The organism is Promicromonospora panici (assembly GCF_900608595.1).
GTDB classification, from domain to species: domain Bacteria; phylum Actinomycetota; class Actinomycetes; order Actinomycetales; family Cellulomonadaceae; genus Promicromonospora; species Promicromonospora panici.
Genome location: NZ_UWYY01000036.1, coordinates 1 through 24,021, shown reverse-complemented (window position 1 = coordinate 24,021; position 24,021 = coordinate 1). Strand labels below are relative to the sequence as shown.

Sequence of the window (24,021 nt, the reverse complement as noted above, 5' to 3'; positions counted from 1 at the left end):
AGCAAGTGACCTACTTCGAGGGGCCGTTCCAAGCCCTCGCCCACCGCGGGTTCGCGCATGCTTCGGCCGGTACCGAGGGCCTGGAGAACTCGCTCGCAGCGTTCGGTGCCGCCGTCGACCTCGGCTACCGCTACGTGGAGACGGACGCGCACGGCACCGCCGACGGCGTCGCGGTCGCCCTGCACGACGAGTCGCTCGACCGCACCACCGACGGCGCCGGGCTCGTGGCCGAGCTGCCGTGGTCCGAGGTCAGCGAGGCGCGCATCGGCGGCGTCGAGCCCGTGCCGCTGCTCGAGGACGTGCTGGGCGGCTGGCCTGGCCTGCGCGTCAACATCGACGTCAAGCACGGCTCCGGCGTCGGGCCGGTCGCCCGTGCCATCGAGAAGACGGCGTCGTGGGACCGCGTGTGCGTCACCTCGTTCGACGCCGACCGGCGCCGCGCGACGCTCACCAAGCTCTCCCGCCCCGTGGCGACGTCGGCCGGCCGCAGGGAGATCACCGCCTTCCTCGCCGGGGTGCGGCTCCGCGTGCGGCCGCTGGCCCGCCGGGCGCTGCGCCACGTCGACGCGCTGCAGGTCCCGGTGAGCGAGGGCTCAGTCACCGTGGTGGACGCCGCCTCGATCGAGGCCGCGCACGCGCTCGGCAAGAAGCTGCACGTCTGGACCATCGACGACCCGGACGAGATGAACCGGCTCATCGACGAGGGCGTGGACGGGCTGGTCACCGACCGGGCCGACCTGCTCAAGGAGGTCCTGGTGGAGCGAGGCCTCTGGGGCTGACGGCCATCGACCGACCGGCGTGGTCAGACGCTCAGATCACCCCAGTGACTTGAGCGTCTGACACGAGCGGGTCACTCGCAGCCGACGCCGTCGCCGTCCCGGTCCAGGTGCGAGCCGTAACCGGGGTCTCCGGCGTACACCGGTGCGGCGCCGTCTGCCCGCGCGGCGTCACAGTTGTCGTAGTAGACCGTGCCGCCCGTATCCGCAGGGTCCTCGTCCGCCGACGCACCGCCGCCGGAACCCGCCAGGGCGGCGGCCTCCGCTGCCTCGACCGCCGCCTCGCGCTCGGCGACGTCGGCCTCCCGCCCGTCCAGCTCCGCCTGCGCGTTCTTGACGGCCGCCTCTCGGTCCTTCACGTTCTCCGCGTCCTGCGTGACGTCGGTGGTCTTGGTGCTGAGGCTCTTCTGGCCTGCTGCCAGCTTCGCCTCGCCGGCCTCGAGCGCATCCTGCGCCTTGGCCAGGGCTTCCTTCTCGCTCTCAGCCGCGGCGATGTCCTTGTCCGCGGCAGCCACCGCGGCGGACGCCGACGCCTCCGCCGCCGCGATCTCGCCGGCGCCCTGGTCGCCACTACCGATGCCGATCCCGACGAGGAGGACGACGAGCGCCGCCACCGCCCCGCCCAGGATCAGCAGCGGCTTACGCGCTGCCGACCTGCGTCCTTCCTCGTCCGGGACGTCAACGGCGACCGCGTCGCTGCCGATCATCGCCGTGTCCGGCACATCGACCCACAGCCTCCAGCCGGGCGGCATCCTGCCCGGATCCGGCTTCCAGGCGGGGTCGGGCTCCCAGTCCGCAGGAGGAGCAGGCCAGCCAGGAGGGAGGTTGTAGACCTTACGCATGTCAGCGCCCTTCGGTGAGCACGCGGCCGGGGCCGCACGCGCTGGTTCCCCCTGTGCCCAGGACGGTAGGCCCATCGCGCTCGCAGCGCAGACAAACGGGACAAGATCACCCGCGGTGTGCCCTGCCCCAGTTGCGTCCGAAGATGGTTGCGCGGGTGCTGCGTCCTGCGGAGAATGGACCGGTGACCAGCCAGGACGGCACCACCCATGAGTCGGCGCCCGGCACGTCGCGGCGTGGCCTGCGCACCGTGCTGCTGACGGCCGTGGCGGTCGCGCTCGCGGGTGCCGTCACGGCAGGAGCCGTGTTCGCGGCCACGGCGGACGGCCGGGCGCCGCTGGGCGAGACCCCACCGTTGCAGCCCTTGGCGACGCCGTCACTGCCGCTGGTGCAGCCGGAGCGCCTCCCGGAGGGCACCGTGCCGTCCGAGCGCGTCCTCGCCGACCTGGACGCGGAGAAGCGCGTGGTCCCGGAGAAGGGCCTGGTCGAAGGCCTGACCCCGGAGGAGCGCGGCCGTGCCGTGATCGACTCCGCGACGGTCGACTGGCTCGAGAGCCTCCAGACCGCGGTGCGGGACGACCCGGACTTCGGTTCCGTCGCGATCTCCGAGGACCACGCCACCGTCACGATCACCTGGTTCGGGGAGCCGAGCGCAGCGCTGCGGGAGCAGCTCGACATGGCCCCCGCGAAGGTACGGGCCGTGGTCCAGCCCGCCGCGTTCCGTCCCGCCGAGCTCCAGGAGCTGGTGCGGCAGGCGATGCGGGACGGCCTGGTGCCCGGTATCGACGTCACGGTCGCCGGCCCCCGGAACGACGGCTCCGGTCTCCAGCTGAGCATCTTGGAGCTCCCCGCCGGGCGTTCCCTCCAGGACGTCGGCCACGACATCGCGACCGCCCTCGGCCGGCCCGACGTGCCGATCACCGTCGACGTCAGCGGGCCGGTCGTGCCGATCACCGGAACTGGCTGACGGCTAGCCCAGCGTCAGCGTGACCGGCGTCCCGGGACCCTTCGCCGGCGGCTCCTTGGAGACCTCGGCGTAGGCGGCGGCCAGCAGGGTCGGGTCGGGGCCCTCCAGGCGTACGGGCTTGGCGACGTCGTCCAGCACCACGAACCGCAGCAGGTCGCCGCGGGTCTTCTTGTCGCGGCGCATCGCGGCCAGGAGCTGGTCCCAGCGGTCGCCCCGGTAGTGCACCGGGAGCCCGAGCGAGGACAGGATGTCGCGGTGCCGGTCGGCGACGTCGTCGGGCAGCTTGCCGGCCATGCGTGCGAGCTCGGCCGCGAAGACCATGCCCACGCTCACGGCGGCGCCGTGGCGCCACTGGTAGCGCTCCGCGAGCTCGATAGCGTGACCCAGGGTGTGCCCGTAGTTCAGGATCTCGCGCAAGCCGGCCTCCTTGAGGTCCTCGCCGACCACCTGCGCCTTGACCCGGACGGACCGCTCGACGAGCTCGGCGACGACGGCCCAGGTCTCCTCGGCGGCGTCGGCACCCGCCCAGTTCCGCAGCTCGTCGACGTGATCCTCGACCAGGTCGAGGATCACCGGGTCCGCGATGAAGCCCGTCTTGACGACCTCGGCCAGGCCGGCCACCAGGTCCCACTTGTCGAGCGAGCCCAGCGCCGCCAGGTCGCACAGCACGCCCGCCGGCGGGTGGAACGCCCCCACGAGGTTCTTGCCCTCGGACGTGTTGATGCCCGTCTTGCCGCCCACGGCGGCGTCGACCATCGCGAGCAGCGTGGTCGGCACGTGCACCACGCGGATCCCGCGCAGCCAGGTGGCGGCCACGAAGCCCGCCAGGTCCGTGGTGGCGCCCCCACCGACGCCGACTATCGCGTCCGACCGCGTGAAGTCGAGCTGCCCCAGCAGGCCCCACAGGAACGCCGCGACCTGCGGTGTCTTGGCCGACTCGGCGTCGGGCACCTCGGCCACGAACGCCTCGTAGCCGCCGGCCTTCAGGTCCTCCGCGATCGTGTCCGCCGTCGCCGACAGCGCGGCCGGGTGGATCACCATGACCTTGCGCGCCGCACCCACCAGGGACGGCAGCTCGCCCAGCAGGTGGCGGCCGATGACGACGTCGTAGGGCGCGTCTCCCCGAACGGTGACCCGGGTGGGGGCGCTGTCGGTGCTCACGCGTTGCTCTCCTTGTTCTTGAAGTCCACGACGTTCTTCGGGTCCACGAGGTTCTTCGGGTCCACGAGCTTCTTGGCGTCCAGCTCCAGGCCCAGCGCCTCGACGATCTCAGCCGCCACCTGCTCGCCGGGCCGCTCGCTCGACACGATCGTCAGGGTCGCCAGCCGCTCGTACGTGGGGCGTCGCTGCGTCATCAGCTTCTGCCACTGCGCGCGCGGGTTGCCGAGCAGGAGCGGCCGGGCCTGGTTCATGCCGACCCGCTGGGCGGCGACCGCGAGCGGCACGTCCAGGAAGACGACGTGCCCGCCGTCGGCCGCGTACTTCTCGAGCGCCTCCTGCGTGGCAGGGTTCATGACGGCGCCCCCGCCGAGCGACAGCACGCCGTCGTGCTCGGCGAGAGCGGCGAGCACCGCCTGGTGCTCGAGCTCACGGAACCGGGGTTCGCCGTCGTCGACGAAGATGTCGCTGACGGGCTTGCCGGCGGCCGCCTCGATGTCCGCGTCCGTGTCCCGGACCGTGACGCCCAGGCCGGCGGCGAGGATGCGGCCCACCTTGGACTTCCCCGACCCGGGCGGCCCGATCATGACGGCGACCGGGCCGTGCATCGAGGCCCTCACTGCAGCAGCTCCGGGATCGCGGCGACGTAGGACTCCATGTTGCGGCGCACCTCAGCCACCGAGTCGCCGCCGAACTTCTCCAGCGCGGCCTCGGCCAGGGTGAGCGCGACCATCGCCTCGGCGACGACGGCGGCGGGCGGGACGGCGCACACGTCGGACCGCTGGTGGTGCGCCGTGACGGGCTCGCCGGTCGCGGTGTCGACGGTCGGCAGCGCGCGGGGCACCGTCGAGATCGGCTTCATCGCGGCGCGCACGCGCACGATCTCGCCGTTCGACATGCCGCCCTCGATGCCGCCGGCGCGGTTCGTGGTGCGCGCGATGCCCGGCCGTCCGTCGGGAGCGGTCCCGCGCACGATCTCGTCGTGCGCCGCGGTGCCGCGTCGGCGGGCGGTGCGGAAGCCGTCGCCGACCTCGACGCCCTTGATCGCCTGGATGCCCATGAGGGCCGCGGCCAGCCGCGCGTCAAGCCGGCGGTCGCCCTGCACGTAGGTGCCCAGGCCGGACGGCACGCCGTACGCGAGCACCTCGACGACGCCGCCGAGGGTGTCGCCGTCCTTCTTGGCCAGGTCGATCTCCTCGATCATGAGCTTCGAGGACGGGGCGTCGAGGCAGCGCACGGGGTCGGCGTCGAGTGCGGCCACGTCGTCGGGGGTCGGCAGCGCGGAGTCGTCGGGCACCGCGGCGCCGCCGATCGCGACGACGTGGGACACCAGGCGGATGCCGAGGGCCTGCTCGAGGAACTTCGCGGCGGCCACGCCGAGCGCTACGCGGGCAGCGGTCTCACGTGCCGAGGCCCGCTCCAGCACGGGCCGCGCGTCCTCGAAGCCGTACTTGCGCATGCCCACCAGGTCGGCGTGCCCGGGACGCGGACGCGTCAGCGGCCGGTTGCGGGCCACCTCGCGCTCGTCGCCGGTGCCCGCGTCGACCATGAGCGCCGCGGGCGGCACCGGGTCGGCCGACATGACGTCGGTCCACTTGGGCCACTCGGTGTTGGCGATCTCGATGGCAAGCGGGCCGCCCTGCGTGATCCCGTGGCGCAGCCCGCCGAGCACCCGCACCTGGTCCTGCTCGAACTTCATCCGCGCGCCGCGGCCGTAACCGAGGCGGCGGCGCGCAAGGGCGCCCTGGATGTCCGAGGTGGTCAGCTCCACCCCGGCGGGCAGCCCCTCCATCACCCCCACGAGGGCAGGACCGTGCGACTCACCCGATGTCAACCAACGCAGCATGTTCGGATTGTTTCACGCGCGTGACCAGGATCGCGCACCGGTCCGGTGGGCGACACACCGACCGCGCCCGCCGCCCGAGGTCGGCGTGTCGGTCAGCGCGCCGGGGCGGCCAGCGCGACCTGGAGGGCCTCGTCCATCGCCGCCAGCGGCGCCGGCCGACCCGTCATGAGCCGCACCTGCTCGGCCGCCTGGTGCAGCAGCATGCGCTCGCCGCCCACGGTTCCGGCCCCCAGCGCCGCCCACGCCGCCTGCAGCGCGGTGGGGCGCGGGTCGTAGACCACGTCGAGCAGGACGCCGCCGGGCTGGTCACCGGCGTCCGCCACCAGGTCGGTCAGCAACGGCGCCCAGGTGTCGGCCGCGTACTTCGGCATCGTGGAGACGACAGCGTCCGCCGCCGCCAGGGCCGACGTCGTCGCCTTGTCGTCGAACACCTCGAACGACGGGCTGACGCCCATCCGGGCCACCGCCTCACGCAGCGGGCCGATGCGGTCCAGGGACCGCACGAACACCCGCGGCGAGGCGCACCCGAGCTCGGCGACCGCCGCCAGTGCCGACGCCGCCGTCGCTCCCCCGCCCAGGACGACGGCGTCCGCCACCCGGCGGGCGCCGAGGCGCTCGCGCAGCGCCGCGACGATGCCGTGCACGTCGGTGTTCGTGCCGGTCGTGGTGACCACGCCACCGGCCGAGCCGCGCACGGTCGAGAACAGGACGGTGTTCACCGCGCCCACCGCCTCGGCGAGCGGCTCGACGTGGTCCAGCAGGCCGATGACCATCTGCTTGAGCGGCATGGTCAGGCTCAGGCCCGCCCAGCTCTCGTCGACATCCCGCAGGAAGCCCGGCAGGGCGTCCTGGGTGACGTCGTGGACGCCGTACTCCCACCCGGCCAGGCCGAGGGCCCGGTAAGCGGCGGTGTGCAGCACCGGGGACAGGGAGTGTGCGACGGGGTGGCCGAGCACGGCCGCCCGGCGCGTGGCGACCGGGGCGGTGGGCGTCGTGGTGGTGCTCATGGCGTGGTGCTCATGGTCAGTAGCCGTTCTCCGCTGCCCAGGTCTGGTACTCGTTCCTGAACTCCAGGAACTCGTCGTAGTCGTCGGTGAACTTCGTCTCCTGCGTATCCAGGTTCACCGTCACGTACCACCGCCACGCGCCCTCGGGCGGGTTCAGGACCGCCTCCAGCGACGCCTTGCTCGGCGCGCCGATCGCGGTCGGCGGCAGCCCGGGCACGACCCGCGACGCGTACGGGAACGACTCGTCCTGGAACTCCTGCGTCGTGATCTCGTGCGACGGCTTCTTGCGGCCGTAGGAGTCGATGGCGTCCAGCCCCAGCGGCTCGTTCGCCGCGAGCCGGTTCTCGATCACCCGGGCGACCTCGCCCCGGTACTCGTCCGGCGCCTCCCGCTCGACCAGCGACGCCTTGATGATCAGATCGTTGCGCTGATTTGCCGGCACGTCGAGCGTGTCGAGCTCCTCGACCGTCAGGTCGACCATCTGCTTCAGCACGTCCGCCGCGCTCGTCGAGTCGGGCCTGGCCTCGTACGTGTTGGCCGCCAGCCATCCCTCCAGCTCGCCCCCGGCCTCCGCCGGCAGCCCGAGTGCCCCGGGGTCCGCGATGGCCGCCTTGACGTCCTCCTCGGGCCAGCCCGCCTCGATCATCGTCGCCTGGATCTGCGCCACGGTGTGCCCCTCGACGACGGTCAGCCCGCCCCGGACCACGTTGTTCTCCGCCAGCAGCGCCACGGCCGACGCCGCGCTCATCCGCAGCTTCAGCTCGTGCGTGCCGGGCTGTATCGCCGCGGCCTCGGGGTTGGCGTTGAACGCCTGGGCGAACGCCTCGGCGCTCGCGACCACGTCCTCCTCCGCGAGTGCCGCGCCGATCGTGTATCCGTTGCCCTGGGGCACCTCGACCGTGACCGGCTCGCCGCCGGCACCCTCGTAGTCCGGGGCGGCCAGCGGCGTCCGGATGCCGAAGAGGTAACCGTCGTTCGCCACGGTCCAGGCCCCGAGACCGCCCACGACGACGAGCACCGCCACCACGGCGATGATCAGCGGGCGCCTGGACTTCTTCGTCCGGCGGTCCCTCCGGCTGGTGTACACGTCGCGATCCCCTCGTCGCCCGCGAGAACCGCTCGCGTGCCGCGGTGGCCCCTGATAATTCACTCCCGGAAGGGCCTCGGTCACGCTCGCTCCGTCCTCTGCGCTGCCTGGATCACGTCGATCCACGCCTGGTCACCAACCGGGCCTATGGCACCGCAATCGCATGTCACGATCGCATCACAGCCCGGGTGCCGCGAACGCTACCCCGATCGGCGCATTCACTGCCAACTCCCGGTATTCGCCGCGCTGCGCCGTCAGGAGCCCGCACGACCTGCGAATTCACCCGTTCGCGGCCTGCCAGTCGCGCAGTTCCTGGACGTACTGCTCGTGCTCCGGCTGGGTCTCGGCGAACTTGGTCTCCCCGGTGTCGAGGTTGACCGTCACCCAGAACTTCCAGTCGCCCGGCGTCGGGTTGAGGACGGCATCGATCGAGTCCGCGCCCGGATTGGCGATCGGGCCCGGCGGCAGGCCTGCGTGCTGGTACGTGTTGTAGCGGTTCTTCGAGTTGTTGAGGTCGTCCCGCGTCAGCTCGGTGCCCGGCTTGTCGGCTCCGTAGGCGACGGCCGCGTCGATCTGGAGCGCCATGTCGTCGTCGAGGCGGTTCTGGATCGCTCGCGCCATCTTCCGCCGGTCCTCGGCGTGCATGCCCTCCCGCTCCACGAGCGATGCCTTGATGAGCACGGACTGCCGGTCGGCGTCGGCCACGCCCTTCTGGCGCAGCAGCTTGGTGGTGCGGTCCACCATCTGCGACAGCAGCCCGGAGGCCTTGTCGTTCGGCTTCACCATGTACGTGTCGGGGTACAGCCAGCCCTCGGCCTCGCCCCCGGCGACCTTCGGCAGGCCGATCTTGGCCGGACGCTTCAGAGCCGCCTCGAAGTCCTTGGCGGGCAGACCCGTGACCTGGACGGCGCGTTCGACGATCTGGTCGACGGTGTAGCCCTCGGGGATGGTGAGCTGCAGGTCCGCCGTCTCGTTCTTCACGAGCAGCGCGACGGCGTCCCGCGCCGACATCTCCTCCAGCATGGTGTGAGTCCCCGGCCGGATCAGCACCGACTCCGGGTTCGCCTCGAACGCGGCGGTGAAGGCCGGCACGCTGGCGACCACGCCCGCCTCGTACAGCTCCTCGCCCATGACGGTGCCCGTGGCGCCCTCGGGGATCTCGACGTTGACCTGGTCGCCGCCGGGGCCCGGGAAGTCCTTGGACTCGAGCGGGGTGGTCAGGCCCATCAGCGAGTCGAGGTTCATCCAGATGGCGTAGCCGGACCCGCCGACCAGGACGAGCGCGACCAGCAGCACGACCAGGGAGCGGCCGTGCCGGTTGCGCCGGCGTCGGCGCTGGGCTCGCCTGCTCGACCTCGGTTCGGGGAAAGCGGGTTCTGCCTGCCTGTGCGGGGGCGCCGTGAAGAGGTCCGTCACCGGAGACTCACTGTCCTTCGTTGGGGGGAGGCTGGGTCACTGGTGCGTGTCGTGCACCGTCTGCACCTCGACGAGCTCGCCGGCGCGCTCCCCCTTCGCCCGCTCCGCGTCGAGTGCAGATTGCAGAATGATAACGGCTGCGGCCTGATCAATCACGGACCTGTGCTTCTTGGTTTTGCGCCCCGCCGCGTGGAGCGCCTGATGGGCCGTGACGGTGGTCATCCGCTCGTCCACGAGCCGGACCTCGGCGTTCTCCCCCGCCTCCGCCAGGGCCACGACCAGGCGACGCGCGAAGGCCCGTGCGTCGGCCGTCGCCGCGCCCTCCTTGCCGGACAGGTGCCTGGGCAGCCCGACGTAGAGGACGGCGGCGAACCGCTCCTGCGCCTCGGCGACGATCCGGGCCACGTCGGCGGTCGTGCCCTGAGCGCTCCGACCGCCCCCGCCGGTCCTGCTGCCCTTGCCGCCCTTGCCGGGCGTCGCCAGCACGCGCGGCACGGTCTCCACCGGGGTGGCGACCAGGCCGTCGGGGTCGCTGGCGGCCAGCCCGATCCGGGCCATACCGACGTCGACCCCGAGCCGGGCCCCGCGAGGGAGGCCCGGCTCGGACTCGGCTGGCTCGGACTCGGCCGGCTCAGGCTCGACCACCGCAGGCACCGGCGTCAGGCGCCGACGGCGGCCAGGCGCACGCTCTCGGCGATACCCGCCAGAGCCTCGCCCAGCTTGGCCGGGTCGGTGCCGCCGCCCTGGGCCATGTCCGGCTTGCCGCCGCCACCGCCACCGAGCGTCTGGGCCGCCGTGCGGACCAGGTCGCCGGCCTTGTAGCCGGCGTCGCGAGCGGCGGCGTTGGTCACGACCACCACGACGGGGCGGCCGCCCGACACGCCGCCGGCGGCGGCCACGACGGGCTCGGCCTCGCCGAGCCGCGAGCGCACGTCGAGCACGAGGGCGCGCAGGTCGTCGGCCTGGGCCTCGCCGGCGTCGTGCGCGATGACCCGGACGTCGCCGACCCGTGGGGCCTCGGCGGCGAGCTTGCCCGCCGTGGCCAGGAGCTGGCCCTGACGCATCGTGGCGAGCTCCTTCTCGGCCTCCTTGAGGCGGGACACCAGCGAGCCCACGCGGTCGGGGAGCTCCTCCGGGCGCGTGTTGAGCAGGCCGGTGAGCTGGCCGACCAGAGCGTGCTCCCGGGCCTGGAAGCCGTAGGCGCCGTCACCGACCAGGGCGTCCACGCGGCGCACGCCCGAGCCGATCGACGACTCGCCGAGCAGGGTCACGCGGCCGAGCTGACCGGTCTGCTTGACGTGCGTGCCGGCGCACAGCTCGCGCGACCAGTCGTCGCCGATCGAGACCACGCGCACGACGTCGCCGTACTTCTCGCCGAACAGCGCCATGGCGCCGGCGGCGCGGGCCTCGGCGATCGGCATGAGCTGGTCGGTGACCTCGAGGTTGTCGGCGAGGCGCACGTTGACGCGCTCCTCGATCTCCGTCAGGGCGGAGGCCGAGACGGCCGACGGCGAGCGGAAGTCGAACCGGATCCGGCTCGGGGCGTTCTCCGAACCGGCCTGCGTGCGGTCCGGGCCGACCAGCTCGTGCAGCGCCTTGTGGATCATGTGCGTGGCCGAGTGGGCGCGGCTGATGGCCTTGCGGCGGGCCGTGTCGATCTGCGCGGTGCCGGGGTCACCCAGCGCCACGGTGCCCTCGATGAGGCGGCCGCGGTGCACGCTCAGACCCTTGATGGGGCGCTGCACGTCGTCGACCTCGATGGTGGCGCCGGCGTCGAGCACGATCGTGCCGTGGTCGGCGAGCTGGCCGCCGGCCTCGGCGTAGAACGGCGTCCGGTCCAGGACCACCTCGACCTCGGCCGGGGCGGTGACGGCCGGGGCGGGCACACCGCCCGACAGCAGGCCGGTCACGCGCACGGAGGCGTCGGTCTGGGTGTAGCCGAGGAACTCGACTGGGGCCGTCAGCTCCTTCTCCAAAGCCTCGTACGCGGCGACGTCGGCCCCGCCCGTGCGCTTGGCGATGGCGTCGGCGCGGGCGCGGGCGCGCTGCTCCTGCATGAGCGAGCGGAAGGCCTGCTCGTCGACGTGGACGCCCTGCTCGGCGGCCATCTCGAGGGTGAGGTCGATCGGGAAGCCGTACGTGTCGTGCAGCTGGAAGGCGGCGTCGCCGGGCAGCACCAGCTCCGTGCCGCCCTGCTTCTTGAGGTTGGCGACGGCGGTGTCCAGGATGGTGGTGCCCGAGGCGAGCGTGCGCCGGAAGGCCTCCTCCTCGGCGTAGGCGACGGCCGAGATCTGCTCGAAGTTTTCTGCGAGCTCCGGGTAGGACGGGGCCATGGCGTCCTTGGACACCGGCAGCAGCGACGTCAGGGCGAGGCCGTCGACGCCGAGCAGGCGCATCGCACGCACGGACCGGCGCAGCAGACGGCGCAGCACGTAGCCGCGGCCCTCGTTCGAGGGGCGCACGCCGTCGCCGATGATCATCAGGGCCGAGCGGACGTGGTCGGCGACGACGCGCATGCGCACGTCGTCGTCGTGGTTCTCGCCGTACTTCTTGCCGGAGAGCTTCTCGGCGGCCTCGATGACGGGGAACACCTCGTCGATCTCGTACATGTTGTCCTTGCCCTGGAGCAGGAAGGCAACACGCTCAAGGCCCATGCCGGTGTCGATGTTCTTGTTCTCGAGCTCCCCGAGGACGCGGAACTCCTCCTTGGACTTCACCTCGTCGATCTCGTACTGCATGAACACGAGGTTCCAGATCTCGACGAAGCGGTCGCCGCCCTCGTCGATCAGCGGGCCGCCGTCGGGGCCGTAGGCGGCGCCGCGGTCGTAGAAGATCTCCGAGCACGGGCCGGCCGGGCCGGGCTGACCCGTGGACCAGTAGTTGTCCTTCTTGCCGAGCCCCTGGATGCGCTCGTCGGGCAGGCCGACGATGTCCTTCCAGAGCTGCCGGGCCTCGTCGTCCTCGTAGTAGACGGTGACCCACAGCTTGTCGGGGTCGATGCCCAGCTTGCCGTCGTCGAGCGAGCCCGTCAGGAAGTCCCAGGCCATGCGGATGGCGTCGGCCTTGAAGTAGTCGCCGAACGAGAAGTTGCCGTTCATCTGGAAGAACGTGCCGTGCCGCGTCGTCTTGCCGACGTCCTCGATGTCGAGGGTGCGCACGCACTTCTGCACGCTCGTGGCCCGCTTCCACGGCGGCGTCTGCTGCGCGGTCATGTACGGGATGAACGGCACCATGCCCGCGATGGTGAACAGCGTGGAGGGGTCCGGCGAGATCAGCGACGCAGACGGCACCACCGCGTGACCCTGAGCTTCGAAGTAGTCGAGCCAACGCTTGCGGATCTCGGCGGTGCGCATGAGGTCAGTGATCCTTCTTCTCGGTCGTATCTCGTCGTACGAAATGGGATGGGCGAAATGGGACGGCACGAGTCGCGCAAGGAGCCTTGCGTGACCACGTGCCTATTCTGCCGCTCGGAGCGCGGCAGACGGAAACTGAATGATCTGGCAGAGCGGCCCTACCGGGCTCGCTACCGGCGGTCGCCCGGGAGCTCGCCGCGCAGGGACGCCATGAGCTCGGCCTCGCGCTCGGCGCGGGCGGTGGAGAACTCGGACCGGAACGTGCGCGCCATGGTGTTCAGCCGCGCCCCGGCGTCGTCGACCGCCGCCGCGGCGCGTTCGCTGACGGCCTCGGGCGTGTAGCGCGCGACGAGCTGGCGGCCCTTGTAGATCACGACGACCGTGACGGTGACGCCGACGCCCACCCAGAACAGCCGCCGGATCATGCGCCGGCCCCCGTTGCGTCCTGGTCGGCGTGCCTGCCCGCCCGGCCCCTCGCGCCGCCGAACGCCTGGCGCACGCCGTAGGAGAACGCGGCGACCTTGACGAGCGGGCGACCGAGCGTCGCCGCGTACAGGCCGGTCAGCGCGGACACGTTCTCGCTGACCGACGCCGCGGACGTGGTGATCGTGTCGACCTTGACGAGCTGGGTGTTCGCGGACGCGACCGTGCTCGCGGCCTCGTCGAGGATCGGCACCGAGTGCTCGGTGACGTCACGGACGCTCGTGCGCGCCTCGTCGAGGAGTTTTCCCAGCTTCCACAGGGGGACGGCGAGGAAGCCCACCAGGAGCACGAACGCGATCGCCGCGATCAGTCCCGCCACGTCTCCGAGGTCGCCGAGGGTCATGCGTTACTCCTTGCCGAGAAGTCCACTGGTGGACGGCGCCGATGGCCGCCGAAGAGTCGTTCGTCACCCTATCCCGGACGCCGCCGCTCGACCCGCCCGTCGCGACGGTGCGTCGAGAACGGGGTCGTGTTCCGGCGCGGGTCCGATGCGTACACAACCCCGTTCTCGCCAGGGCGCCCGAGACCTAACGACAGGACGCCCCGCCTGCGCCGAGGCGCGGACGGGGCGTCCTGGGGGTGCTGCGCTGACGGATCAGCGAGCGTAGTACTCGACGACCATCTGCACGTCGCAGGTCACGGGGACCTCGGAGCGCTTCGGCTGGCGGGTGAGCGTGGCCGACAGCTTCTCGAGCTGGACGTCCAGGTAGCCCGGCAGGGTCGGCAGCACGTCGCGGTGCGCGCCCGCGGCGGCGACCTGGAACGGCACGGTCGCCTGGCTCTTCGGCTTGACCTGGATGGTCTGGCCCGGCTTCACGCGGAACGAGGGGCGGTCCACGATCTTGCCGTCCACGAGGATGTGGCGGTGCGTCACGTGCTGGCGCGCCTGCAGGATGGTGCGGCCGAAACCGGCGCGCAGGACGAGCGAGTCGAGACGCGTCTCGAGGTCCTCGACCATGACCTCACCGGTCAGGCCGGCCTGCTTGCGGGCGTTCTCGTACACCTTGAGGAGCTGCTTCTCGCGGAGCATGTACTGCGCGCGCAGACGCTGCTTCTCGCGCAGACGCACCGCGTAGTCCGACTCGGTGCGACGGCGGGCACGGCCGTGCTCGCCGGGCGGGTAGGGGCGCTTCTCGAAGTGCTTGACGGCCTTGGGCGTGAGCGCGAGGCCCAGCTTGCGGCTCAGGCGCACCTGGCGGCGCGAGCGGGTCACAGAAGTCACTGTGTTTCCTGTCCTGTAGTAACGAAAAAGGTCACACCCGGACACGGCACGCCCACGAGGGGAACCACACCGGGTGCGGGACCAGCCGATGGAGCGAGGTGATCGGATCGCGGATCTGACCATCACGTTCACGGGGCCGAGGTCCCAGGGAGCTGCCATGGGCAACCTGAGTATCTTACCGCACGTCAGCGCTACGGCTCGCCGTGGGTCCCGTCACTGCTGCTTCGGCTCTGCGCTGCCGAGGATCCCCCGGATGCGCTCCAGCCGTTCCGACACCTGCCGCTCGTAGCCGCGGTCGCTCGGGTCGTAGTAGCGCGAGCCCGCCAGGACGTCCGGCAGGTACTGCTGCGGCGCGACGCCGTTCGGCCAGTCGTGCGCGTACCGGTAGCCGTCGCCGTGGCCCATCTGCTTCGCGCCCGCGTAGTGCGCGTCGCGCAGGTGCGGCGGCACCGTGCCGATCCGCCCGGCCCGCACGTCCGCGAGCGCCGCGTCGACGCCGAGGTAGGCGGCGTTCGACTTGGGTGCGGTGGCCAGGTGGACCACGGCCTCGGCGAGCACGATGCGCCCCTCGGGCATGCCGATGAGCTGTACGGCCTGGGCCGCTGCGACGGCGGTCTGGAGGGCAGAGGGGTCGGCCATGCCGACGTCCTCGGCGGCGGAGATGACCAGGCGCCGGGCGATGAACCGCGGGTCCTCGCCGGCGGCCACCATGCGGGCGAGATAGTGCAGCGCGGCGTCGACGTCGGACCCGCGGATGGACTTGATGAACGCGGAGATGACGTCGTAGTGCTGGTCGCCGTCGCGGTCGTAGCGGACGGCGGCGACGTCGACGGCGCGTTCGACGTCGGCCAGGCCGATCTTCGGGGTGTCCTCGTGGTCGCCATCCGACAGCACGCCGTCCGACAGCACGCCGTCCGACAGCACGCCGTCCGACAGCACGCCGTCCGACAGCACGGCGCCGGCCGCGGCCTCCAGGACGGTGAGGGCCTTGCGGGCGTCTCCGCCGGAGAGCCGCAGCAGGTGCTCGGTGGCCTCGTCGTCGAGCTCTACGGAACCACCGAGGCCGCGCTCGTCGGTCACGGCGCGCAGGACGAGCTCGCGGACGTGCTCGGTCTCCAGCGGCCGGAGGGTGAGCAGCAGCGAGCGGGACAGCAGCGGCGAGTTCACGGAGAAGCTGGGGTTCTCGGTGGTCGCGGCCACGAGGGTGACCCACCGGTTCTCGACGCTGGGCAGGAGCGCGTCCTGCTGCGACTTGGAGAAGCGGTGCACCTCGTCGACGAACAGCACGGTCTCGTCGCCGCCGGTGGCGAGGCGGCGACGGGCGTCCTCGACGACCTGGCGGACGTCCTTGACGCCGGCGGTGACGGCGCTCAGCTCCACGAAGCGGCGTCCGGACACGGTGGCGACGAGGTAGGCGAGGGTGGTCTTGCCGGTGCCGGGCGGCCCCCAGAGAATGACCGACGACGGCGCGGCGCGCCCGCCCCCGCCCGGTTCGATGAGCCGGCGCAGCGGCGACCCGGGCACCAGCAGGTGCTCCTGCCCGGCTATCTCGTCGATAGTGGCCGGGCGCATGCGCACGGCGAGGGGCGACGACGCCCGGGCGGTCGGAGTACCCGCCGTGTCGGTCGTCACCGTACTGAACAAGTCGTCGAACACCACCCCAGCCTACGGATGCCCACTGACACTCCGGTCCACGCTCCCGTCCGCGCACTGCAGCTGGGTGTGCGGCGCGTCGGCCGGCCACGGCTCGTTGGGCTCGCGCGGGTCGCCCGGCAGGACGGTGCCCACCCAGGCGTCGCGCCGGATGCCGCGCTGCAGCCCGTGCTTGCGCAGGGTGGCCTCCACGCGGAAGCCGAGGCGCCAGGCCACTCGGCGGGACGCCCAGTTGCCGACGTACGCCACCCATGTCACCACCGACAGCCCCAGCCCCGCGGGGTCCAGCGCCCAGTCCACGACGAGCCGAGACGCCTCGGTGCACCGGCCGCCGCCGCGGGCGTCCGGCGCCATCCAGAAACCGAGCTCGCCCGCGCGCTCCTCACCCGGGTTGCCCTCGCACGTGAGCCCGACCATGCCGAGCAGCGGCCCGTCGGCGTCGCCCGGCGCGCGCACCGCCCATGTGTAGACCGAGCCGTTGGCCCAGCCGTCGGCGACGTGGTAGCGCACGAAACCCTCGGCGTGCCGGTGCTCGTACGGCACCGGCACCACCGTCCACTCCGCGACCGCGGAGTCCTGGCAGGCCGAGGTGATCGCATCGACGTCCGCGTACGTCGGGACGGACAGGCGGACGTGCTCCGAGGCCAGAACGAACGGTTCCATCCCTCGATGGTGCCACAGAAATAGGTCCCGACCTGCAGTTTTACGTTTTCGGGGAGGCGGCAGGGTCGTCGGGGACGCGGTCGTCCGGGACGCGGTCGTCGGGCAGGCCGACGTCGTCGTCCGTGCCGGGCGGCACCGCCTCAGGGCGCTTGCGCAGGGTGCTGAACACCGACCAGGCCACCGCGATGAGCGGGACGGCGATGATCGCGCCGAGGATGCCGCCCACCACCGTGCCGCACGTGACGCCCAGGGCGACCACCACGGGGTGCAGCGAGACCTGCTTGCCCATGATCAGCGGCTGCAGCACGTGCCCTTCGAGCTGCCCGATGCCGGCGATGCCGAGCGTGACGATCAGGGCGGTCAGCAGGCCGTCGGCGGCGAGCGCCACCACCGCCGCGATGATCATGGCCAGCGGCGCGCCGATCAGCGGGATGAACGTGCCGATGAACACCAGCACGGCCAGCGGCGCCGCAAGCGGCACGCCGAGGATGGACAGGAAGATCCCCGCCAGGATGCCGTTGCTGATCGCGACGAGCACGATGCCGCGCGTGTAGCCCGAGAACGTGTACCACCCGGCGCCCGCGACGGCCTGCCACCGAACCCGGGTGCGGGCCGGCACCTCGGACATGAACCAGCGCCACATCGAGGCGCCCGACGCGAGGAAGAAGATGGTGCAGAAGATCGCGAGCACCAGGACGGCGACGCCCTCGACGATCGAGCCGGCGCTCTCGGCGGCGCGGCTGACGAGCGTCTGGGAGTTCTCCTGGATCCAGTTGGCGGCGTCGTCGATCCACTGGTCGCGGGTGTCGACCTCGACGTTGACCGGGAACGGGTTGTTCTCGATCAGGTCGACGATCTGGTCGATGCCGGTGTTGAACTCCCCCGCGAGCCGTTCCCACTGGCCCGCGACCGACACGATGACGTAGGTCAGGAGGCCGCCGATGACGAGTATTCCGGAAAGGATGGCCGCCGCCGTCGCCAGCGCGCGGGGCATGACCCGGCCGTAGAGGTCGGTCAGCGGGTTCAGCACCGCCGTCATGACCAGCGCCAGGAACACCGCCACGAAGGCGATCAGCACCTGCGTGACCGCCCAGAACACCAGGGCGATGCCGGCTACGAGCACGATCAGGCGCCACGACCAGCCGGCGGAGGTACGTAGCCAGGCCGGTGGCGCGGACGAGTTCGGCGCCGGGTCGCGGTGCGCGACGTCGGTGCGTGGTGCGGGGTCGGGCACCGAGTCAGTCTGCCTCATGGGCGGGCGGGATGCCCTGTCTCGTCGCGCCCTGTGTCGCTGTGTCCTGCGCTGTCGTGCCCTGCGTCGCCGCCTCGAGCGCCGTCCTGCGGAGCGTGCTGAACACCGCCCACGTCACCGCGGTGAGCGGGACGGCGACGACCGCGCCGAGCAGGCCGCCCAGCACCGAGCCGGCGGCGACCACGAGCGCCATCACGACGGGGTGCAGCGAGACCTGCTTGCCGGTGATCAGCGGCTGCAGCACGTTCGCGTCGATCTGCGCCACGACGACCATGCCGATCAGCACCACCAGCGCCAGCACCGGGCCCTGGGCGGCCAGGGCCACAAGTGCGCTGATCACGATGGCCGCGACGGGTCCGATCATCGGGATGAACGCCCCCAGGAACACGACCACCGACAGCGGGAGCGCCAGCGGCACGCCGACGACGGTGAGGAAGATCCCGGCCAGCGCGCCGTCCGCCAGCGCGACGAAGAACATGCCGCGCGTGAACCCGGAGAACGCGGTCCAGCCGGCGCTCGCGGCGGTCTGCCAGCGGTCGTGCCGGTCTGCGGGAACCAGGGACAGGGCCCAGCTCCACATCCGGTGCCCCTGGGTCAGGAAGAACACCGTGCAGAAGATCGCCAGCACGACGGCGGTCGCGCCCTCCGCGATGGATCCGGCGCTCTCGGCGGCGGTGCCCGCGTACGAGCCGGCGTTCGCCTGGAGCCAGGCGCCGCCGTCCCTCAGCCAGTCGGTGGGCGTGCCCAGGCCTGCCAGGACCGGAATGTCGGTGACGAGCACGGCCAGGTCGGTGAGGCCGGTGCCGAACTCGGTCGCGAGCTCCTCCCAGCGGCTGACCACCGAGGACACTACGTACGTGACCAGCCCGCCGACGGCGAGCACCGCGGTCAGCAGGGACGCCGCCATGGCCAGCCCGCGCGGCATCACCCGGTCGTAGAGGTCCCCGAGCGGCAGCAGCACCGTCGTGAACACGAGGGCGAGGAACAGGGCGACGAAGACCAGCTGGACCAGGCTCACCACGTAGAACACGAGAGCCACGGCGAGCGCGATGCCGACCAGCTTCCAGGCCAGGTCACCCGTGGACCGGATCCATGGTGCGCCGAAGGTGGACGCGGCCGCCGGCTGCTGGGCGGCGGGCTCCGGGGTGGTCAGCTGCCCGGTGGTCGACCCGGTGTTCGACCCGGTGGTCGGCGACTCCGCCGCTGTCGTCGGCGCTACCGTCGGCGCGTCAGCCGTCATCACCATGCTCCAAATTTTGTTTTGGGCGAATTGTCCAAGCGGACGTTAGCGGGAGGCCGCTTCTCTCGACAACTTTTCATAGGCGTGCGAGCCTGCCGAGAACCTACCGTGGCGGCATGAAGATTCTGGTGACCGGAGCCACGGGAAACATCGGCCGCATGGTCGTCGACCACCTGCTCGCCCGCGGAGCCGACGACGTCCGCGCCTTGACCACCAATCCCGTCCGGGCGAAGCTGCCCGACGGCGTGGAGGTCGCCAAGGGGTATCTGCGCAGACCGGAGACCCTGCCCGCGGCGTTCGCCGGGGTGGACCGGGTCTACCTTGCCCCGGTCCTGGAGACGGTGGCCGACGTCGTCCGGCTGGCCCGCGAGGCCGGCGTCCGGCACATCGTGGACCTGTCCGGGGACGAGACCACCGACTGGCAGCCCATCGCCCGGGCGGTCGAGGCGTCGGGGCTCGCGTGGACCCATCTCTACGCGGGCGAGTTCGTCGAGAACACGGCAGTCTGGGCCGACCAGGTCCGGACGACGGGCGAGGTGCGCGAGCCCTACCCGGACGCGGCCAACGCACCGGTCGCGATGGACGACATAGCCCGCGTCGCCGCCGCCGTGCTGCTGGAGGAGGGCCACGAGGGGCAGATCCACACCCTCACCGGCCCCGAGACGATGACGCGTGCCGAGCGGGCACGCCGGCTCGGGGTGGCCCTGGGCAGGGAGCTGACCTTCCGGCAGGTCTCGCTGGACGAGGCCGCCGAGGCGCTCGAGCCGGCCATGGGCGAGTACGCCAGGTGGTACCTCGAGGGCTTCGCCGGCATGGCCGACAACCCGCAGTTGGCCACCACGACGATCGCTGGCGTGACCGGCTCACCGGCGACGACGTTCGAGCAGTGGGCCACGGCAAACGCCGACACCTTCCGCTGACCTGCCCGTGGCTGACCCACTTGCCCGCCCGCCACCCACGCGACCCAGGTCACACGGTTTTCGATTCGGAACCGACCCGCCCTGCGTGCTATGTTTTTCCCCGCACCGGAACGGCGGAAACGCCGGGATCGGTCGACCTGTCCGGGTGGCGGAATGGCAGACGCGCTAGCTTGAGGTGCTAGTGCCCTTTATCGGGCGTGGGGGTTCAAGTCCCCCTCCGGACACCATTCAGATGACGCGGGACATCGTTCGTCGATGTCCCGCGTCATTCTTGTTTGCCCGTGCGAGCGCCGGTGCCGCCTCGTCTCGACGAGGAGGCCACGACCCGTGGGACGATCCGCCCGTGACCCTCACCGTGGACGAGTTCGGGCCGTCAGACGCGCCACCGGTGGTACTGCTCCACGGTGTCGGGACGACCGGCTGGATGTGGACCAGACAGATCGCCGCGCTCTCGAACGAGCTCCGGCTCCTGGTCCTCGACCTGCCCGGACACGGCCGCAGCAGAGCGGTCCCCTGGACGTCGCTCGCCGATACCGCCTCCCTCGTCGCCGACCTCGTCGCGGAACGCACCACGGACGGACGCGCACACGTGGTCGGCCTGTCGCTCGGCGGGTACGTCACCCTGCACCTTGCCGCCACCGCACCTCGGACGGTCTCGAGCGCGCTGGTCAGCGGCGTCAATGTCCTGCCCCTGCCCGGCAGCGGCCGGCTACGGGTCTTGTCCGCGCTGATCACCCCCGTCATGTCCTGGGGCCCGGTCGTTCGCGCGAACGCCCGCGCCCTGCGCGTTCCCGAGGCCGATCTCCCCGGGTACACGGCAGCCGCGCGCACCACCAGCCCGCGGGCGTTCCGGCGCGCGAGCGACGAGGCGCTCGACTACCGGGTCCCGGTGGACGCGGGCGCCTCGCCCGTCCCCCTCCTGGCGGTCGCCGGCGAACGGGAGCACGACCTGACCCGGCGCTCCCAGTCCCGGATCGCCGACGCGTTCCCCGCCGGGCAGGCCAGGCTCGCACCGGGGGTCGGCCACGCCTGGAACGGCGAACGGCCCGACCTGTTCACCGCCATGGTGCGCGCCGCCGTGGCCGGCGCGCCGCTGCCCCAGGAACTGCTCCCCGCCTGACGGCGGCGCGACCGCGGCGGCGGGGGCCAACGAGACAGCCCGGGTGCCGGGCCGGACAAAAGACGAGCGACTCCCAGCTGTGGAGGCTGGGAGCCGCTCGCAGTCCGCTGTCTCATTCGGACCCGCCGGCACCGCAAGGCGCCGGAAGACTGCTACGGATCCTACAGGGTGGCTCTGCCGGTGACAGCCAGCTGCGGGACGGCTTCCCGGGAACGGACGGCACCGGACGCGGCTCCGCCTGGTCGGTGGGTGCCGGCTTCGGCTCGCCAGGAAAAGTCGGGGAGGGTGCCGGCGAAGGGCCAGCGGTCGGCTCGGACGCGGTGTCTGCCGGGGCGGACGGGACCGGCGCCGCCTCCGAGGGCGCGGCATCGGTGGGAGCCGACGGCACGCGCGCCTCCTCCGCAGGCTCCGCCGGCCGCAACCAGGTCCGGGCCGAGCGGCGGCGGGCCGCCCTCACCGAACGAACGCTGCAGCACCCCGTGGCACCCGGCAGGACGACGCCCGGCTGGTCGACGAGCTCGACATCCTGCATCGCGCCCTGGCGCGCCGAGCCGTGAGCGCGGTAGGCGCCGGAGGGGACGGACCCGCGGGTGTTGCACCGGCCGGTTCGGGAGCATCATGGAGAACGTCCGAGCTCGGACGGCGTCTGGCGAGGGGACCCACAACATGGAGCTGTCAGCCCGGGCACGCGCGGCAGGTGACGCCATCGAGCCCGTCACGTCGTTCTTCCTCTCGTTGCGCGCGATGGACGGGCAGCCCGACGTCGTCGACCTGACGTTCGGCGACCCGCACGAGATGCCGCTGCCCGGGCTCGTCGACGCCCTACGCGCGAACGTCGAGCCCCGCGCCGAGGACTGGTTCGCCTACAAGACCAGCCTCGCCCCGGCCCAGGAGACGATCGCCACCGGCCTGCGAGGCGAGCTCGGCCTACCGTTTGAGCCGGACGACATCGCCATGACCCAGGGCGCGTTCGGCGCCATCGCGCTCGCGTTCCGGCTGGTCGCCGACGCCGGCGACGAGGTGGTGATCCCGGAGCCGGGCTGGTTCTACGCCCCGATGCTGCGCGCCGCCGACCTGGTCCCGGTCCGGGCGCCGCTCGCGGCGGACTTCGACCTGGACGTCGAGGCCATCGCGCGGGCTATCACGCCGCGCACCCGCATCGTCGTCGTGAACTCGCCCGCGAACCCCACCGGCCGCGTCTACGCCAAGGACCGGCTGGTCGAGCTCGCCGCGGCGCTCGAGGCGGCGTCGGTGCGCAACGGCCGGCGGATCTGGCTGCTGTCCGACGAGCCGTACCGGCGCATCCGGTTCGACGGCATCGGCTTCACGAGCCCCGCAGCCTGCTACCCGTGGGCCCTGATCGACTACAGCTACGGGAAGGTGCTGCTCGCTCCCGGCCAGCGCCTCGGCTACCTCGCGCTCTCACCCCTGATCCCCCAGGCGGACCGCGACGAGCTGCGCGCCGCTCTGCTCCCGCTCCAGATGGGACTCGGCTGGGGCTTCCCCGATGCGCTGATGCAGTACGCGGTGCCAGCCCTGGAGACTGTCTCGATCGACCTGGCCGAGCTCGAACGACGACGCGACCTCATGGTGGGTGCGCTCGGCGAGGCGGGATACGCGCTCACCGTCCCGGAAGGCGCCTTCTACCTGTGGGGCGTCGCCCCGGGCGGCGACGCCGCCGCCTTCGTCGCCGCACTCACCGAACGCGGTGTGTTCGTGCTGCCGGGAACGGTGTTCAACCGCCCCGACCACTTCCGGATCAGCCTGACCGCCACGACGGCCATGCTCGAGCGGGCGCTGCCCGCCCTGCGCGACCTCGGAGCCGGCTGAGCTCACAGGTCGTGCTCGGTGAGCTCGCCTCAGCGGGCGCCGGTCTGCGCCAGCCGGCGGTATTCGCTCGGCGGTACGCCGTGGGCGTTGCCGAAGGCGCGGGTGAAGTCGGCGTGGTGGGTGAAGCCCCACCTGGCCGCGATCTGGTGAATGGGTACCGCGTTCCATTCCGGGTCGGCGAGGTCGCGGCGAGCGTGCTCGAGGCGTTGTTGCCGGATCCACGCCATGACTCCGGTGCCGTCCTCCTGGAACAAGCGGTGGAGATACCTGGTCGAGATGTGATGGGCGGCGGCGATCGCCTCCCGCGTCAGCTCGGGATCGTTCAGGTGCTCGCGGATGTACGCCCTGATCTGCAGGGTCAGGGTCTGGCGGTGTGACTCGGGCCGTCGCGTGCTCGTGCCGTCGTCGAGGACTTGGGAGAACAACGCCGACACGAGGCCGCTCGCCACGGCGGCGAGCCGAGGAGCGTGGGCAGGCTGATAGAGATCACTGTTGGCGGTCAGGTGGGTGAGGACCGTGGCGAGCAGCGCGCCCATCCCTTCCCGCCCGGGTATGCGCAGTCCGGCCACCTGGTCGGCCCGGTCGCGTGGCAGGCCGACCGCAGCCTTCGGAATCTCGATCCCGACGCAGGTCACCGGCCCGCTGACGCTGCTCCCGCGGAGGCCGAACGGTCGTGACGAGTCGTGCACGAGGAGCTCTCCCGGACCGTAGGTGACTTCCCGCCGGTCCGCGGCGTAGGTCATCTCTCCGTTCTGGGGCACGCAGATGTTGTAGGTCTCGGGATCGGCCCATCTGACAAGTTGGGCCGTGCGGTGGAAGGCCAGGGGCTGGAACTTCATCGACCACATCCGGACCTCGCCCAGGTGGAGGTCCCGCTGGAACAGCATGAGCTCGGTGTGGTCTGTAGCGCTGATCTCCATGGGTACGGCCACTCGGGACATCAGCTCGCGAAGGTGGGCGAACCGGTCGGCGATGGCCACGTGCGCGTTGTCGAGCACGGTGTCGATCATGGCACCGAGCGTACGCCGTGGTCAGGCCAGCAGGTGCCGGCTCGTGTTCACCGTCCTGTGCACGGAGCGTCAAGAGATCGTGCACCTCCCGCTAACGACGTCAGGGTGAAACACCCGGCATCTTGTGAACGGACAACCAAATGCCTTGACCAGGCACGATGCTCGCACCCTCCGCTCA

The 24,021-nt window shown here is 71.9% G+C and carries 23 protein-coding genes and 1 tRNA gene; 7 read left to right on the top strand and 17 right to left on the bottom strand.

The features are described 5' to 3' along the window. Positions 1 to 5: 5 nt before the first annotated feature. Positions 6 to 779, top strand: a complete 774-nt coding sequence (locus tag EW117_RS27990; protein WP_129790008.1) for a glycerophosphodiester phosphodiesterase family protein — start codon at positions 6 to 8, stop codon at positions 777 to 779. Between the two features lie 71 nt (positions 780 to 850). Here EW117_RS27990 and EW117_RS29890 read toward each other — a convergent pair whose 3' ends face one another. Next, positions 851 to 1,618, bottom strand: a complete 768-nt coding sequence (locus EW117_RS29890; protein WP_242504617.1) for an excalibur calcium-binding domain-containing protein — start codon at positions 1,616 to 1,618, stop codon at positions 851 to 853. Between the two features lie 182 nt (positions 1,619 to 1,800). Between EW117_RS29890 and EW117_RS27980 the strand changes: the two genes are divergently transcribed. Next, positions 1,801 to 2,583, top strand: a complete 783-nt coding sequence (locus EW117_RS27980) for a hypothetical protein (protein WP_129790007.1) — start codon at positions 1,801 to 1,803, stop codon at positions 2,581 to 2,583. Between the two features lie 3 nt (positions 2,584 to 2,586). On the opposite strand, the gene aroB is transcribed toward EW117_RS27980, so the two are convergent. The 15 genes from aroB to EW117_RS27905 all read right to left on the bottom strand — a co-directional run bounded on the left by aroB (position 2,587) and on the right by EW117_RS27905 (position 18,969). Beyond that, positions 2,587 to 3,744, bottom strand: a complete 1,158-nt coding sequence (gene aroB, locus EW117_RS27975; RefSeq protein ID WP_129790006.1) for a 3-dehydroquinate synthase — start codon at positions 3,742 to 3,744, stop codon at positions 2,587 to 2,589. Beyond that, positions 3,741 to 4,349: a shikimate kinase gene (locus EW117_RS27970; protein WP_129790014.1), complete on the bottom strand. Its 609-nt coding sequence runs from the start codon at positions 4,347 to 4,349 to the stop codon at positions 3,741 to 3,743. Before EW117_RS27970 ends, aroB begins: the two co-directional genes overlap by 4 nt. An 8-nt stretch (positions 4,350 to 4,357) precedes the next feature. Then, positions 4,358 to 5,587 carry a chorismate synthase gene (aroC, locus tag EW117_RS27965; protein ID WP_129790005.1) on the bottom strand — a complete coding sequence of 410 codons (1,230 nt, stop codon included), beginning with the start codon at positions 5,585 to 5,587 and terminating at the stop codon, positions 4,358 to 4,360. 92 nt (positions 5,588 to 5,679) lie between these two features. Then, positions 5,680 to 6,594: a shikimate dehydrogenase gene (locus tag EW117_RS27960; protein WP_129790004.1), complete on the bottom strand. Its 915-nt coding sequence runs from the start codon at positions 6,592 to 6,594 to the stop codon at positions 5,680 to 5,682. 16 nt (positions 6,595 to 6,610) lie between these two features. Then, on the bottom strand, positions 6,611 to 7,681 hold the full coding sequence (locus tag EW117_RS27955) for an endolytic transglycosylase MltG (protein ID WP_165362901.1): 1,071 nt from the start codon (positions 7,679 to 7,681) through the stop codon (positions 6,611 to 6,613). A gap of 279 nt (positions 7,682 to 7,960) precedes the next feature. Beyond that, positions 7,961 to 9,097, bottom strand: coding sequence for an endolytic transglycosylase MltG (mltG, locus tag EW117_RS27950; protein ID WP_129790002.1), 1,137 nt, complete (start codon positions 9,095 to 9,097; stop codon positions 7,961 to 7,963). Positions 9,098 to 9,133: 36 nt separating this feature from the next. Beyond that, positions 9,134 to 9,655 (bottom strand): Holliday junction resolvase RuvX, encoded by a 522-nt coding sequence (ruvX, locus tag EW117_RS27945; protein WP_242504619.1) that lies wholly within the window; start codon positions 9,653 to 9,655, stop codon positions 9,134 to 9,136. Between the two features lie 101 nt (positions 9,656 to 9,756). After that, the gene (gene alaS / locus EW117_RS27940; protein ID WP_129790000.1) at positions 9,757 to 12,450 is read right to left on the bottom strand and encodes an alanine--tRNA ligase; all 2,694 of its coding nucleotides are present in this window, start codon (positions 12,448 to 12,450) and stop codon (positions 9,757 to 9,759) included. A gap of 170 nt (positions 12,451 to 12,620) precedes the next feature. Continuing rightward, the gene (locus EW117_RS27935; RefSeq protein ID WP_129789999.1) at positions 12,621 to 12,875 is read right to left on the bottom strand and encodes a hypothetical protein; all 255 of its coding nucleotides are present in this window, start codon (positions 12,873 to 12,875) and stop codon (positions 12,621 to 12,623) included. Next, the gene (locus EW117_RS27930; RefSeq protein ID WP_129789998.1) at positions 12,872 to 13,276 is read right to left on the bottom strand and encodes a DUF948 domain-containing protein; all 405 of its coding nucleotides are present in this window, start codon (positions 13,274 to 13,276) and stop codon (positions 12,872 to 12,874) included. The genes EW117_RS27935 and EW117_RS27930 overlap by 4 nt, the downstream gene beginning before the upstream one ends. A 252-nt stretch (positions 13,277 to 13,528) precedes the next feature. Continuing rightward, entirely contained in the window at positions 13,529 to 14,155 is a 627-nt protein-coding gene (gene rpsD / locus EW117_RS27925) for a 30S ribosomal protein S4 (RefSeq protein WP_129789997.1), read from the bottom strand. Between the two features lie 213 nt (positions 14,156 to 14,368). Continuing rightward, positions 14,369 to 15,811: a replication-associated recombination protein A gene (locus EW117_RS27920; RefSeq protein WP_129789996.1), complete on the bottom strand. Its 1,443-nt coding sequence runs from the start codon at positions 15,809 to 15,811 to the stop codon at positions 14,369 to 14,371. A gap of 9 nt (positions 15,812 to 15,820) precedes the next feature. Then, positions 15,821 to 16,471 carry a GNAT family N-acetyltransferase gene (locus EW117_RS27915; protein WP_129789995.1) on the bottom strand — a complete coding sequence of 217 codons (651 nt, stop codon included), beginning with the start codon at positions 16,469 to 16,471 and terminating at the stop codon, positions 15,821 to 15,823. Positions 16,472 to 16,511: 40 nt separating this feature from the next. Continuing rightward, positions 16,512 to 17,723, bottom strand: a complete 1,212-nt coding sequence (locus EW117_RS27910) for an AI-2E family transporter (RefSeq protein WP_242504616.1) — start codon at positions 17,721 to 17,723, stop codon at positions 16,512 to 16,514. Further along, positions 17,710 to 18,969: an AI-2E family transporter gene (locus EW117_RS27905; RefSeq protein ID WP_242504615.1), complete on the bottom strand. Its 1,260-nt coding sequence runs from the start codon at positions 18,967 to 18,969 to the stop codon at positions 17,710 to 17,712. Before EW117_RS27905 ends, EW117_RS27910 begins: the two co-directional genes overlap by 14 nt. Before the next feature lie 110 nt (positions 18,970 to 19,079). Here EW117_RS27905 and EW117_RS27900 point away from each other — a divergent pair, with 110 nt between their 5' ends. From EW117_RS27900 to EW117_RS27880, 5 genes are all read left to right on the top strand, one after another. Continuing rightward, positions 19,080 to 19,883: an NAD(P)H-binding protein gene (locus tag EW117_RS27900; RefSeq protein WP_129789994.1), complete on the top strand. Its 804-nt coding sequence runs from the start codon at positions 19,080 to 19,082 to the stop codon at positions 19,881 to 19,883. A 139-nt stretch (positions 19,884 to 20,022) separates the two neighbouring features. Further along, positions 20,023 to 20,110 (top strand) — tRNA-Leu (locus EW117_RS27895). A gap of 116 nt (positions 20,111 to 20,226) precedes the next feature. Continuing rightward, positions 20,227 to 21,003, top strand: a complete 777-nt coding sequence (locus tag EW117_RS27890; protein WP_165362900.1) for an alpha/beta fold hydrolase — start codon at positions 20,227 to 20,229, stop codon at positions 21,001 to 21,003. Between the two features lie 320 nt (positions 21,004 to 21,323). Then, positions 21,324 to 21,560: a hypothetical protein gene (locus EW117_RS27885; RefSeq protein WP_129789992.1), complete on the top strand. Its 237-nt coding sequence runs from the start codon at positions 21,324 to 21,326 to the stop codon at positions 21,558 to 21,560. A gap of 109 nt (positions 21,561 to 21,669) precedes the next feature. Beyond that, a complete protein-coding gene (locus tag EW117_RS27880; protein ID WP_129789991.1) occupies positions 21,670 to 22,833 on the top strand; it encodes an aminotransferase class I/II-fold pyridoxal phosphate-dependent enzyme in 1,164 nt (387 codons plus the stop codon). A 29-nt stretch (positions 22,834 to 22,862) separates the two neighbouring features. Here the strand turns inward: EW117_RS27880 and EW117_RS27875 are convergent, their stop codons facing one another. After that, complete coding sequence (locus tag EW117_RS27875; RefSeq protein ID WP_129789990.1) at positions 22,863 to 23,843, bottom strand: AraC family transcriptional regulator; 981 nt, start codon at positions 23,841 to 23,843, stop codon at positions 22,863 to 22,865. Between the last annotated feature and the right edge of the window lie 178 nt (positions 23,844 to 24,021).